This window comes from Zhongshania sp., assembly GCF_047636175.1.
Lineage (GTDB): Bacteria > Pseudomonadota > Gammaproteobacteria > Pseudomonadales > Spongiibacteraceae > Spongiibacter.
Window position 1 is genome coordinate 60,365 of record NZ_JBLIKC010000009.1, and the last position, 13,427, is coordinate 73,791.

The following is a 13,427-nucleotide window of genomic DNA, read 5'->3' on the forward strand; positions in this document are numbered from 1 at the left end:
GCTGCAAAAACATCATTGCTCGTCGGCGGAGCTCTGGTAGCCAAAGGCCAGATTTTCAAAACGGGTGTGCTTACCAATAAAGCTCAAGCGCGCAGTACCAATTGGGCCGTTCCGCTGCTTGCCAATAATGATTTCCGCCATACCCTTGTCTGCCGATTCCTCGTTATACACTTCGTCGCGATAGATAAACATGATGACATCGGCATCCTGCTCTATTGCCCCCGACTCCCGTAAATCCGAGTTAATTGGCCGCTTATTTGGGCGCTGCTCCAAGGCTCGGTTTAACTGCGACAGTGCCACAACCGGGCATTGAAACTCTTTTGCGATTCCTTTTAGTGAGCGCGAGATTTCTGAAATTTCAGCGGTCCGCCCCTCATTCGCAGCGCCTGCAACCTTCATCAGCTGTAAGTAATCGAGCATGATCATGCCAATACCACCGTGCTCACGGACAATTTTTCTTGCCCGCGAGCGAACTTCTGTTGGCGTCAAAGCCGGAGTATCATCAATAAATAAGGGCCGGTCTTTCAGCTTAGTGACCGCGGCGCTGAGCTTTGGCCAATCCTCTTCTTCAAGCTTGCCACTGCGCACCCGGTCTTGGGCTATGCGCCCAACCGACGACAATAATCGCATCATTAACTGATTTGCGGGCATTTCCATACTGAACACCAGCATGGGTAAGTCGCTCTTCATCAAGGCGTTTTCGACCAAGTTCATTGCAAAGGCGGTTTTACCCATCGAGGGCCGGGCCGCAACAATAATAAGATCCGACTTTTGCAAGCCTGAGGTCATTTCATCCAGTTTCTCAAAGCCAGTAGTTAATCCTGTGATCGCGTTTTCACTACTAAACAGCTCATCGATTTTATCGACGGCTTCCTTAAGCAAAGGATTAATTGGCGTGAGGCCACCGACTTTCGGACGCTCCTCAGAAATCTGCATGATGGCCCGTTCGGCCTCATCCAGTATCTCATCACTATTGCGACCTTCAGGGTTAAAGCTATTGTCCGCAATCGCATTGGCGGCGCTGATTAAGGACCGAAAGGTCGCTCGCTCGCGCACTGCCTGGGCGTAGGCGCGGATATTCGCCACAGAAGGGGTATTGCTGGCGATGTCAGCCAGATACGCTGCGCCACCTACCGCTTCTAGCTCACCGGACTTAGCAAGCGACTCCGCAAGTGTGACAACGTCTATGGGTTGCTGAAGCTGAACAAGCCGCGTCATTTGAGCAAAAATTTTGCGGTGTTCCGGACGGAAAAAATCACCCTCACTAACAACATCCGCAACCGAATCCCAAGCGTCATTGGAAATCATCAAGCCGCCAAGCACTGACTGCTCAGCCTCTACCGAGTGCGGGGGCAATTTCAGCTGGGCAAACTCCCGCTCTTCAGAGAAGTCTGGCGGTGATTCTGGATATACGTCGGGATGCACGGGACCGTCACTAAGTATTAAAAGATCGAGCATTGTGGCAAAAAAAAAGCACCACCGCTACAAACAGCGGTGGTGCTTTTTACTCACATAGCTATATACGCAACATGTGCGATGCCACAGAGCTACTTCACTGCGGCCAATTTAGCTAAATTGCGAAACAGTCTTACTCAGCAATAACAGAAATGCTGACTGTTTGTACTACATCGCTGTGAACTTGAATTGCAACGTCGTAGCTACCTAGGTCGCGGATAGGGCCCTTTGGCATACGTACTTCGCTCTTGTTCACTTCAATGCCGGCAGCAGACACTGCATCAGCAATATCGCGAGTACCGATAGAGCCAAACAATTTACCGCCATCACCAGCATTTGCGCCGATAGTGACCGCCAAGGCAGCCAATTTCAAAGCACGTGCGTCAGCAGCACTGCGCTTTTCAATAGCAGTGGCTTCTAATTCAGCGCGACGAGTTTCAAACTCACCAACGTTAGTTTTAGTGGCAGGAACAGCTTTGCCAAAAGGAATCAGGAAGTTACGTCCGTAACCAGATTTAACATTAACCTGATCGCCCAGATTGCCTAGCTTGCCAATTTTCTCCAGCAGAATCACTTGCATGGCTCTTACCCTCTCAAATACGCCGACATTTGCGTCGTCCTACGGTGTAGGACGAACCGGCAAACGCCGTCTAATATCAATCCAACTATCGACAATCGCTGCCAGTATCAGCACCACCCAAAGTGGCTGCAATATTAACAACGCTACGTAAAAAACTATTATCCAAACGCGGCCTAAGCCTAACCGACCAACAACACCATGCACCAAAGCCAAACCAGCAATGACTATAGGCATCACGCACATCACTGCCCAAAACCGGTAATCGCCGCCAACCTTACTTAACAATAACATCACCGCCACAAGGCCGATGGTTATTGTCGGCGACAATCTTAGCTGCCACATTTCCAAGCGAAAGCCGCCAGGATTGTAAAGCAAGGATTGCCACCAGCGCGCCAACATCACTGCCAACGTGCTCCACAACACAGTACTCACGCCGATAAGTGCCGCAACATCACCAGTAGTAATTACCGGCAACGCTCCTGGCGCAGACGCCCGCATGCTCTGCAACATAGGCTGCACAAGCTCAAGCAGCGACACCAAATAGCCATTGGCAAATTGCGTAAGTAGCAGGGCAGAAAACAAACCAACCGCTACTGCCATACTTAAGGCACTAGCCCACTGCTCCGTACTACGAAGCACAAGAGCGGTTGCGAAAGCCCCGAGCAACATAGTCAGGGGGCCAACATCTGCCCCTATTGTTGCCACTGCAATTGCCGGTAACAGCGCCCAAAAAACAACATAAGCGCCTTCAGTTACCCCTTTGCGCAGCAACACCAATATCGCTGCGGCAACACCGACCCAGGCAAAAATGAGCGTACCAATGCCCAAGCCTGCGACAGCTACTGCCTGCAAGCGCCCTTTCATAACGAACTCAGCTAAGGCGCGCATGGTATAAGGTCGTTATCTTACTGGTGACTGTCGGTATAAGGCAGCAACGCCAAGAACCGCGCGCGCTTAATTGCAGTAGACAATTGGCGCTGGTATCTAGCGTTAGTACCCGTAATACGACTCGGTACAATTTTGCCTGTCTCAGAAACATAGGCTTTCAAGGTATCCAAATCTTTATAATCAATTTGCTTAACACCTTCCGCTGTAAAGCGGCAAAACTTACGACGACGGAAAAAACGTGCCATAACTATTCTCCTAACTCAGTCCGCAATTATTCAGCGTTGTCTTCTGCCTTACCGGCATCAGATTCGCTACTGTCATCAGCTGTAGTTGACTCTGAGTCATCTCGGCTGCGCTCAACACGTTGCTCGCTGCGGCTACGACGCTCACGGCTCTCGTTTTCCAATTTCATGATCGGAGACTCTTCAGTCACAGCTTCATCGCAACGGATAACGAGGTTACGCAATACAGCGTCGTTGTAACGGAAGTTAGTAGTCAACTCTTCCACTGCTTCAGCAGACGCTTCAGCATTGATCAGCACGTAATGTGCTTTGTGGATTTTGTTGATAGGGTAAGCCAGTTGACGACGGCCCCAATCTTCTAGGCGATGAACTTTACCACCGTCTTTTTCTATGGCTTGCGTATAACGCTCAACCATTCCTGGTACCTGTTCGCTCTGGTCTGGATGAACCAAGAACACAATCTCGTAGTGACGCATATAACGCTCCTTACGGGTTAAGCCACCCTTTACGGTGTGACAAGGAGGACAACTCCGACTTTAAATTAGCCCGAGTTACCATAAATCAAGAGCGCGGATTTTAGGCAAGGGCGGCGCCAGATGCAAGCAATTCGCACAATTATTAGCCAATTGATGAAGATTGGCGCTGGCGCACAACCTCAAACAGACAAACTCCGGTCGCTACAGACACATTTAAACTGCTAACCGACCCGGCCATAGGCAACTTAGCCAAGTAATCACAATTTTCACGGGTTAGTCGGCGCATCCCCGCACCTTCCGCGCCCATTACCACCGCAATAGGCCCCCTGAGATCACGTTCATAGAGCGACGCCTCTGCCTCGCCAGCCATTCCCACCACCCAAATACCGGCCTGCTGCATTTGCTGCAAGCTGCGGGCAAGATTAGTCACTTGAATAAAGGGCACAACATCCGCCGCACCACAGGCAACTTTAAACACCGTCGCACCTAAGCCCACCGAGTTGTCTTTTGGCGCAATGACGGCCGTGACACCAGCGGCATCTGCACTGCGCAAACACGCGCCCAAATTATGCGGATCAGTTACCCCATCAAGCACTAATATAAGCGCGGCACTTCCTGCCGCTGCCACTAAATCAGGCAAATCCTGTTCACGAAACTCTGGCGCCGGCTCAACCAAGGCAATCACGCCCTGATGGCGCCCTTCCACCATTTTGTCTAACTCTTCCCGAGGCCTCTGAGTCACTGAGGTTGAGGAAGAAGAAGCCAAACTCAATACGTCTTTCAGCCGCTTATCCGCACGACCATTTTGAACGTACAGACTGACTACTCGCTCAGGGCTACGCGCCAACACCGCTTGTACGGCATGTATACCAAATATTTTCTCTGTCACAATACTTCGCTCTATCGACCACGGCGCTTACTAATAGCGCCCGATTTCCGGGCAGCAGCATTTTTAGCCCCTACCCCGGTTTTCTTTCCGTTCGTGACAGGTGCTTTTTTAGTGGTCGACGACGATTTCTTAGGCGCCTCTGACTTAGATTTTTCACTACGGCGTTTAGCCACTGCGACCTTTTCCACCGGCGCCTTGCCGCGACCAGACTTTGCTTTCTTCTTTGAGGCCGGCGGCACCATGCCCTTTGCCAAAGCTTCTCGAACTGAGGGCTTCTGCCGCTTGGCAGGCTCCCCGGCAGGCAGAGCTAAATCGATTTTGCGCTGATCTAGATCAACCCCCATCACTTGAACACGCAGGGTGTCACCTAACTGGAAAGTGCGGCGAGTGCGCTCACCAATAAGACGCTGATGGGCTTGGTCGAACTGATAGTAGTCCTGTGGCAATGCGGAAATATGCACCAGCCCCTCTATATATAAATCTTTAAGCTCAACAAACATGCCGAACCCAGTCACGGCGGCAATCACGCCATCGAACTCACTACCAACATGTTCTTGTAAAAATTCGCACTTCAAAAATGCCATAACGTCGCGGCTTGCATCATCGGCGCGGCGTTCCGCCATCGAACAATGTATACCCTGAGCAACCAGTGCTTCCATGTCATAGGGATAGATTTTCTTGCGGCTGAGCGCCGGCGCGCCCTCGACTTTAAGGAAGCACTTGGCAGCCTCACCGCCGCCACTGCGCACCAAATACCGAAGCGCACGATGCACTAGCAAGTCGGGATAACGACGTATCGGTGACGTAAAGTGGGTATAACCACTGTAATGCAAACCAAAGTGACCTTGGTTGTCAGGTTGGTACATCGCCTGACTCAAAGAGCGCAGCAACATCGTTTGAATCACCGCCGCATCCGGACGCCCATCCAAACTCGACAGCAACAACTGATAATCTTTGGGGCTTGGCTCTACGCCACCACGTAAACCCAGGCCAATCTCCTGCAAGAATTCGCGGAGGTTAGTGAGCTTTTGCTCGCTCGGACCATTGTGAACACGGTACAGCGCCTCTAGCCCGGCGCGATCTAAAGCCTTCGCCGTCGCCACATTCGCGCACAACATACACTCTTCGATAATCTTATGAGCATCATGACGACGGACCGGGACAATGGCCTCAATCCGCTTTTCGTCGTTAAACATGATACGCGTTTCAACGGTTTCAAAATCGATGGCGCCACGCTCAGAACGTGCTTTACGCAGCGCGTGATAGAGCGCCTGTAAATTCTTTAAATGCGGCAATATCGCGTGATTTTTACCTGTATCATAGCTGGGGTCCACATCTTCTAATTTCAGCAAGGCACCAACTTCGTTGTAAGTTAGGCGCGCATGAGAACGAATCAAACCTTCAAAAAACTGATAGCCACTAAGCTTGCCTGTCGCACTGACAGTCATCTCACAAACCATGGTCAAGCGGTCAACATGTGGTTTTAAAGAGCACAAACCGTTAGAGAGCGCCTCCGGCAACATGGGCACAACACGATCGGGAAAATAGACAGAGGTGGCGCGCTTATTTGCCTCTTCATCCAGAGCCGAACCCACTTGAACGTAATGGGAGACATCGGCAATGGCAACCCACAAACGCCAGCCACCGGATTTTTTCGGTTCGCAATACACCGCGTCATCAAAATCGCGGGCATCTTCTCCGTCAATAGTAACCAGTGGGAGCTCGCGTAAGTCGACTCGATGCTTTTTGTCTTTTTCTAAGGGCTCAGAACCAAAGCGACGCGCTTCCTCATCAACTGCCTCAGGCCACTCAAAGGGGATATCGTGACTGCGAATCGCGAGTTCAGTGGCAACACCGACGGTGCGACGATCACCCAAAACATCGGTAATCTTGCCACGGGCTTGCTGACGCGCACCCGGCTGCTGAGTAATCTCAACCATCACGTAGTCGCCCTCTTGGGCACCACCAACATCAGCATCTTCCAAGGCTAACCAATTCTGAATACGAGCATTTTCAGGAACAACCTGCGGTAAGCCGCGATGCATCATTAACTTGCCGACCAGCTGCAGGGTATTGTGCTCAACAACCTCGACAATCACGCCCTCACGGCGACCACGCTGATCAACGCCGGTTACTTCCACTTTCACCAAGTCGCCATCAAACACCTGTTGCATCTGACGATTTGCCAGGTATACATCTTCATCCTCGCCATCAATAATGACAAAACCGTAGCCGTCTCGATGCCCCTGAATCCTGCCCAGCATAGCATCGCCGCTGCTTATCGCACGCAACCTACCGCGACGGCCTTCTATTATCTGACCATCACGCAGCATGGCCTTAACGCGACGGCGCAAGCCCTCCTCCTGATCTTCACCATCCACCTCTAGTTGCCGACGCAACTGGGAAAGGCTCAAACCATTTTCGACATCCTTAAGCTGCTCAAGGATGTACTCGCGACTTGGGACGGGATTTTCATAACGCGAAGCTTCGCGTTCAGCATGGGGATCTGGGACATTGCGGCGTTTAGCCATTCAGTGGAGCTTCCTGTTTAGAAAAGATTTAAAAAATTATTAGCTAGTGTAACGTAACCGTTGACAAAAATACTTTGTATCAGTAAATTGCGCGCCTCGGTATACTAGCCGCGCATCTCCTGCCCAGGTGGTGAAATTGGTAGACACGCTAGCTTCAGGTGCTAGTCCTCGCAAGGGGGTGGAGGTTCAAGTCCTCTCCTGGGCACCAAATAAAACCTAATTTCACAACGCTTTGTCGATTCACCCGTAAAGTGACCGCTTTGGCCAACTTATGGTAAAAACTTACTATAGCCAAATTATAGTAAAAACATTCTACCATTAAACACTAATTACCAGTATTTAGCCGACTCAATGATCGCGGGGCCTCTCGGCTCTCGGAAGCATAGACTGCCCCGCGATATGCACCGTTCGGTCTACTTATGGTGAAAACTGAGGCTGGCCGCTTTTAGATAGCAGTATTTCGAGCGCTTAACCCCAGACCGATATTGGCAAAACGCGGACGGTCAAAAACACACAACCCGATGAAGTCCGTAGGTTTTTATACAGCCCCACAGGAGCAACAACAGGCGTTTGTTAGTTGCGTTTTTCATTCCAGTCATTTCCCCGTCTTAATTTAACGTGCTCAGAAGCGAAATCTAAAACCGAATTGTATGGTGCTGCCCATTCCCCTAGCCAGTCTTTAAGGTCGGTTATTCGAACAACATCGGAACGCTCGTCGTCTCGCGGCCAATGCCCCAGAAATATATCCATTCGCCCGTCGCCGCCCCCAACTGCACTGCACATATAATGAGCAATTTTATTGCGTTTTCTAGAAGCCCTTTTACCCTGTCCAATAGCGTTTTGAGACATTTCACTATCTCCACATCCAAGGACTCGGTTGCCGCCGTTTCGTGTATGGCAAGCTTATTTCTTAGGCTTACACGGACGCAAAAGACTCAAAAACGGCGAATGTATCACGAGTATCAAGTAGTTGTGCGTAGAACATTGCAAGATGTACTTCGACAGCTTGCCACGGACATAAAGTCCTACCCACCGCTTCGTAGACTTCATTGCTCTGCTTTGTGTATTCATCGCTCACATCTCTACTCACAGCTAACGTTTAAATAAGGGCTGCGACAGTATAAGCAGCAACTGTCTACGGAGCGCTGGGAAGTCCAGACGTCAAGTGTTGAGGTGATAGCGAAGTGGTGAAATGTCTAAATTCGAAGACCGAATGCTAACATTATTACGATGTCTTAAAATCCCGAATTGACAGGGAAAGGTCAAGGGCGCTGATGGGCAAGGGCCTGCACACATAATATCCCTGCACGTATTCCACGCCGAGATCGCGAACAATCTCAAGTGCCTGCCGAGTCTCCACACCCTCCACTATGACTTTTTTACCGAGATTATGGCTCATCTCTACCATCGATTTAACCAGAACCTGATCGCTTTCACGCTCATGAATAAATCGGACAAATGACTGATCTATCTTTATATAATCTACCGGCAATTCCCGCACATACTGAAACGAAGTAAACCCAATTCCAAAGTCATCAAGCGCCACTTTCGCACCAACACTCTTAAAGTTGTTAAGTAGTCGTTGAGCTTGCCCCAGGTTCTCTAGGGCATCAGTCTCAAGGACTTCAAAGATAAGGCGAATCGGATTAGCACCAGTACGTGCAACAACGTCAGCAAGACGCGCTTCAAAGTCCACTTGCTCCAAAGTAAGCGCCGTAATGTTAATACTTAAGCCAACATCGATACCTGCGTCTTCCCAAATACGCTGCTGCCGCATCGCTTTTTCCATAACAGAAAAATCCAACTGCGGCATTAACCCAGATTCGGCAGCTATACCCAAAAAATGAACTGGTGAAATAAACTCACCCTCATCATCCAGCATTCGCACTAAACATTCGCAATGACTAATACTATTGGTATTCAAGTCTAAAATAGGTTGATAAAAAAGAACAAGGCGATTATTACTCAGCGCGGACTGTAATTGCTCTCGCATGCGATATTTTTCTTGGCGCAACTGCCGACTAGTATCATCCGAGTCCGCTGCGCAATACAAACTACCTCTAACTTTGCGCTTCACCTTTGCCATTGTCGAAGTCGTATTAGACATCAACTCCTCTATTCCACTTAAAGTGTCATCGTAGCTAGTAACCACAATAGAAATGCAAACCTCTTCCTTCACCCCATCCTTGATAAAGGTGTAACGGGTCAATCGTTCGAGACCCAGATCCTTAGCACTTTCCTGTGAATCTTTCCCGTGATGAATAAACGCGCAGAACTCACCAGATCCAGTGCTGCCAACAACGCAACCCTGAGGCAGAGTAGCGACCAAAAGCGCAGCTAACTCGTTCAGTAGTCGATCGCCTGAATCAAAACCAAAACGATCATTTAATGAGGCAAAATCATCGACATCAAACATGACCAACTCAATAAAATTTAGATCGCAGTGTTTTGCTATAGCATCCCCCGCCGCCTCTATAAAACTGCTACGATTTAATAAACCGGTGATCCGATCATGCCGGCCTAACCAATACAAACTCTCCGCTGCCTCTTTACGTTCAGTGATATCAACACCCATCGATAGTATGTGGGCCTCGGCATTGATGTATAAGCTTGCGTGTGTCCATAAAAAGTCCAGCTTGCGGCCATCGTCAGTAAAAAACGGCATTTGTCCCTGTAATTTTTTACCAACGACATCACTTAAATTATGCAGGGAGGCTGACAGCGTTTTACTACGATACTCATTTCTAACCCAGGTATTTATGTTCGCCTTATCTGGAGTTTTAGATGGTAAACCGCTGAGCTCTCGGCCTAACTTATTGACATTACGAATCTCTCCGTTTCCGTCATGAATTATCACTACAAGAGGTGAGGTATCTAATATGAGCTCATTAAAAACCTGAGCCTCAGTAAGCGCATCAATCTTTGATCTAAGCTGATTTCTATGCTGACCAACACTTTCATTCATTTCTTCTAAGGACTCAATGACTTCGCCGACGGTATATTGGACAACATCTATTTCATCGGAAAATTTTGTCTTTCTTATTCGCTGACCTAGAATTTCCCGCGCATCTTTAAACTGCCCACTCGGCAGCATAGGAAGAATCTTCGCGAGCATCATAAGTCGATCGAGAGATGGCTTTAGAACAAGGCTTATAAGCAGAATAATAAGTGCGAGCGTTATTGACGCAGAAAATACAATGTTTTTAATTGCGTGATTAAGTAACTGTCTAATATGGCTTTGATCTTTTATAACCGCCGCATAGGAAATAACACCATCAGTATTACTCAGCTGAAAGAATCTAGCGCTGTAATATCCATTAAACGTTGAATCAAAAAAGCTATGGCTACCTAATGAAGGGAATTTATTTGCATCTAAAATATCTATCAAGACTAAACGAACATCTTTAGCGTTACTGGCTACATAAACTTTTTCTACAGCCAGCACATCGCTAGACGGATCGAATGAGAATAACGCAATATCAGCACCAGTAATCTCATAGAAATCTTGAACAAGTAAGGTAGCAGAGCGATTAATATTGATAATGAGTTCGCGTCCATCCTCAGCAATTATCGGAATAAACACGCTCTGGATACACTGCAAAACACAACTTAAAGTAGCAATCGGACGCTGACGAGTTTTTAATGTGTTCGCTGCATAATAAATCTGGCTTTCACTAGGGCGAATGCTAGATCCATCTTGCAATGATCTTCCTAAAACGTCCCCACTATTACTTATGTAGTATATTGACTCAATTCCTGACATGAGTGAAGGAGCAGTAATGTCGCCATTACTGATTTCATCATCACTCGGGATTACTTTTTGGTCGGCAAGCCGAAACAGCTCTTTACTAGAGCGCTCATTTACAGCGAGAAACGTCTCTTCCAACTTCAGCAAATCCGACTCTATCTTTTCTCTCTGTGAATCAACAATTTGCACAAAACTTATATAACCGTGCGCGATCATCACCAGAGTCACGCCTAAAAAAAGGACAATACTTAATTTTCGCTGCAGACCAAAATTAACAGCAGAATTAGCAGGCTGGGTAAATACATTTCGAATCCGTTTTAACATTCTTAAAAACGATACCCTAGCATCACAGCAAAAATTTCAGTACGCTGATCAAGCGGCATATTGTTAGCATTATCTACTCCCGGTATGCCTGAGACGCCCCGTATCCCGTAGACATCGACGTCAATAATCCAATTTGGTGTTGGAGTCCACCGTACGCCCACTACTAAATGATGACTATCCGTTTCATTGCGTAGATCACGATCAAGTACAATGTACTCGTAACGACCGGTCAAGGTTATATCTGACCGCACTCGATACTGGGTTTGTAAATACGCGGATTCGATCTCAGTATTCTTAGCGCCTTGTGACGTTCTGAAATCCGTAGTGATCAAACTGTATTCGGCGGTATGCGTCCAAGTAGCCATATTTTTCTGTGCCGAGATAACATAGCCAGTGGCATCTAGGGTGATGTCCGCGACGCCGGCAGAACTAGACCGTAAGTCTAGGTGAACATTAAGCATAGAGAACGCTATTTTACTATCGCCGCCATTCCTTGAGTGGAGAATTTGTGCGAATATCGGCGTTTTAAATTCCGCAGTGTGAATAATAGCTGCACCTTGGCCAAATAGATTTTTAAGAACGTCTGCTGAAAGACTCTTATTACGCCCTAAGGTAAAATTGAATGTCGTTGAATTCTTTTTTGCATCCCAATAGCTATATAGCTGCACTCCATCACTGGCGAAAAATAGTTCACGCAAGCCATTGCCTTCAAAGTAGACCGATTGAGGCATTAAAATGCTTGGCCTGGTAAACAGTACATCGCGGGTGTCGTTGTAGAATCCGTAGGCGTTGCGCACCCTCCCAATTCTAAAACCAAGCCCAGACATATCATTCTCTATGGCTTTAATGTCGGCAAAAAGAAAGTCTATATTCACCTCACCGTTGTCGGTACTGCCCGCGTCTCGACTTATTAATTGCCCAGCAAAATTTAAAGCAGGAGTGACCCGCCAGGTGCTGGTAAGGGCCATCTCTCTATAATCCGTACTCCCACGCAAACTGTCTCCATAGAAATTATTACCATTACTTAGTAAATAGGCCTGCGATAGAAATCCGTGAAACTGTAAGTCATTGTCGTCCTGGGATAGTGCCTCGCTGGATATAAAGAAAACCAATATTGCGAGCATCAAGCGCAGGAGATATTTTTTGAAAATAATTGGCATCATTGTGCACTCCCTGCGGATTCAATAACTGAGACTGTTGGCGATCGGATTTCTAGATTTGAGGCAAGTACAGGAGAATTGACAATGGCATATCCGATGGCGCCTGGGGTCGCATTAACCATTTCCTGCAGCTCTTCTTCAGTATCGACAGTAGTAGGCGGTATCCCTGTACCACTAAATATCAACCTATCCCACTGCTCTCGAAGCACATAGGGATATACTTTGAGAATGGTTTTACAAAACTTTTGATGAATTTCGTTTTTATCTGGAAGCACATAGACCTTTATCGGAATCTTGTTATCCCAGCTTCTTTTACGTATTGAAAATATGGCTCTCAGATTATTTAAATTAAGTTCGCCAGTCTTTACATCTGCATGCGTTAAGACAACGATATCGCCGTCATTAAGAGCGGTGAGGGTAACCTCGGCGTAGTTATGGCAAGAGAATGAAGCCAATAAGGCACACATTAAGAAGGGGGCTACTTGTAATTTGCATGATTTAGCACATGCTGATATTTCGAGATTTTTCACAACTGCTCCTGCAGCGGCATTCACGCAACTACTCCGTATCGATGCCTTGATCAAAATTCTTATTCATATCATTCAAAGAGACGGCGACTTCCTTCTTTAGCAGCTCGTTCGAATACACCATCTCGTCACCCTGTTATGACGTCTTTATATTAGAGAAAGAACTTCCTTGAGAAAGTGAGTCACAATGGTTCTCTAAGGTTCCGAATACTATCTTTTTTATTACAATTTAAGAAAAAAAACCTTGTTTTCGCCACTGGGTCAGCATCGGTATATAGACATACACACAACAACCAACTATCTCAGCCATCTTCAACTAGACACAAGGATACCCTCCTCTGCCAAAACCTCACCACGCGCGCTACTATTTTAATACCTAAGTATAGATTGAATCCAAGTATAGGCAATTCTGCTAAAAGGACCTTTTAAATCGAGATAATAGCCCTTTATCACTACAAGCTTTATGATGCTGGGCCGGCGTCGTCACGACAATAGGTGATTATCCGAACAAAACACTGCTGGCACCTTAAAGCTGGGTCGTTTAATCGCAGACTTCCTTGTTATCACTGGCGACATATAATTGCGTAAATGCCTGTGAATATAGCGC

Annotated in this window: 11 protein-coding genes and 1 tRNA gene; 1 reads left to right on the forward strand and 11 read right to left on the reverse strand. The window is 47.5% G+C overall.

Translation table 11 applies throughout. The annotated features are described in order from the left end of the window. Nucleotides 1-12 precede the first annotated feature (12 nt). The 7 genes from dnaB to rnr all read right to left on the reverse strand — a co-directional run bounded on the left by dnaB (nucleotide 13) and on the right by rnr (nucleotide 7,061). Complete coding sequence (dnaB, locus tag ACI955_RS07110) at nucleotides 13-1,458, reverse strand: replicative DNA helicase (protein WP_415243045.1); 1,446 nt, start codon at nucleotides 1,456-1,458, stop codon at nucleotides 13-15. Between the two features lie 130 nt (nucleotides 1,459-1,588). Continuing rightward, nucleotides 1,589-2,035 carry a 50S ribosomal protein L9 gene (gene rplI, locus ACI955_RS07115; RefSeq protein ID WP_415243046.1) on the reverse strand — a complete coding sequence of 149 codons (447 nt, stop codon included), beginning with the start codon at nucleotides 2,033-2,035 and terminating at the stop codon, nucleotides 1,589-1,591. Nucleotides 2,036-2,074: 39 nt separating this feature from the next. Continuing rightward, nucleotides 2,075-2,923 carry a hypothetical protein gene (locus ACI955_RS07120; RefSeq protein WP_415243047.1) on the reverse strand — a complete coding sequence of 283 codons (849 nt, stop codon included), beginning with the start codon at nucleotides 2,921-2,923 and terminating at the stop codon, nucleotides 2,075-2,077. A 17-nt stretch (nucleotides 2,924-2,940) separates the two neighbouring features. After that, on the reverse strand, nucleotides 2,941-3,168 hold the full coding sequence (gene rpsR, locus ACI955_RS07125) for a 30S ribosomal protein S18 (protein ID WP_368374966.1): 228 nt from the start codon (nucleotides 3,166-3,168) through the stop codon (nucleotides 2,941-2,943). A 26-nt stretch (nucleotides 3,169-3,194) separates the two neighbouring features. Continuing rightward, entirely contained in the window at nucleotides 3,195-3,641 is a 447-nt protein-coding gene (gene rpsF / locus ACI955_RS07130) for a 30S ribosomal protein S6 (protein WP_415243048.1), read from the reverse strand. A gap of 142 nt (nucleotides 3,642-3,783) precedes the next feature. Further along, nucleotides 3,784-4,533, reverse strand: coding sequence for a 23S rRNA (guanosine(2251)-2'-O)-methyltransferase RlmB (rlmB, locus tag ACI955_RS07135; RefSeq protein WP_415243119.1), 750 nt, complete (start codon nucleotides 4,531-4,533; stop codon nucleotides 3,784-3,786). An 8-nt stretch (nucleotides 4,534-4,541) separates the two neighbouring features. Continuing rightward, nucleotides 4,542-7,061 (reverse strand): ribonuclease R, encoded by a 2,520-nt coding sequence (rnr, locus tag ACI955_RS07140; RefSeq protein WP_415243049.1) that lies wholly within the window; start codon nucleotides 7,059-7,061, stop codon nucleotides 4,542-4,544. 121 nt (nucleotides 7,062-7,182) lie between these two features. Between rnr and ACI955_RS07145 the strand changes: the two genes are divergently transcribed. Continuing rightward, nucleotides 7,183-7,269, forward strand: a tRNA-Leu gene (locus ACI955_RS07145). Nucleotides 7,270-7,634: 365 nt separating this feature from the next. On the opposite strand, the gene ACI955_RS07150 is transcribed toward ACI955_RS07145, so the two are convergent. The 4 genes from ACI955_RS07150 to ACI955_RS07165 form a co-directional block, all read right to left on the reverse strand. Beyond that, nucleotides 7,635-7,910: a hypothetical protein gene (locus tag ACI955_RS07150; RefSeq protein WP_415243050.1), complete on the reverse strand. Its 276-nt coding sequence runs from the start codon at nucleotides 7,908-7,910 to the stop codon at nucleotides 7,635-7,637. Between the two features lie 376 nt (nucleotides 7,911-8,286). Next, entirely contained in the window at nucleotides 8,287-11,133 is a 2,847-nt protein-coding gene (locus ACI955_RS07155) for an EAL domain-containing protein (RefSeq protein ID WP_415243051.1), read from the reverse strand. 2 nt (nucleotides 11,134-11,135) lie between these two features. Beyond that, a complete protein-coding gene (locus ACI955_RS07160) occupies nucleotides 11,136-12,296 on the reverse strand; it encodes a hypothetical protein (protein WP_415243052.1) in 1,161 nt (386 codons plus the stop codon). After that, a complete protein-coding gene (locus ACI955_RS07165) occupies nucleotides 12,293-12,847 on the reverse strand; it encodes a hypothetical protein (protein ID WP_415243053.1) in 555 nt (184 codons plus the stop codon). Before ACI955_RS07165 ends, ACI955_RS07160 begins: the two co-directional genes overlap by 4 nt. Nucleotides 12,848-13,427 lie beyond the last annotated feature (580 nt).

Coding starts and splice junctions, on each gene's coding strand:
- rnr (WP_415243049.1), bottom strand. CDS start 7,061: ATGGCTAAACGCCGCAATGTCCCAGATCCCCATGCTGAACGCGAAGCT.
- ACI955_RS07120 (WP_415243047.1), bottom strand. CDS start 2,923: ATGCGCGCCTTAGCTGAGTTCGTTATGAAAGGGCGCTTGCAGGCAGTA.
- rplI (WP_415243046.1), bottom strand. CDS start 2,035: ATGCAAGTGATTCTGCTGGAGAAAATTGGCAAGCTAGGCAATCTGGGC.
- rpsR (WP_368374966.1), bottom strand. CDS start 3,168: ATGGCACGTTTTTTCCGTCGTCGTAAGTTTTGCCGCTTTACAGCGGAA.
- ACI955_RS07150 (WP_415243050.1), bottom strand. CDS start 7,910: ATGTCTCAAAACGCTATTGGACAGGGTAAAAGGGCTTCTAGAAAACGC.
- ACI955_RS07160 (WP_415243052.1), bottom strand. CDS start 12,296: ATGATGCCAATTATTTTCAAAAAATATCTCCTGCGCTTGATGCTCGCA.
- ACI955_RS07155 (WP_415243051.1), bottom strand. CDS start 11,133: ATGTTAAAACGGATTCGAAATGTATTTACCCAGCCTGCTAATTCTGCT.
- dnaB (WP_415243045.1), bottom strand. CDS start 1,458: ATGCTCGATCTTTTAATACTTAGTGACGGTCCCGTGCATCCCGACGTA.
- rpsF (WP_415243048.1), bottom strand. CDS start 3,641: ATGCGTCACTACGAGATTGTGTTCTTGGTTCATCCAGACCAGAGCGAA.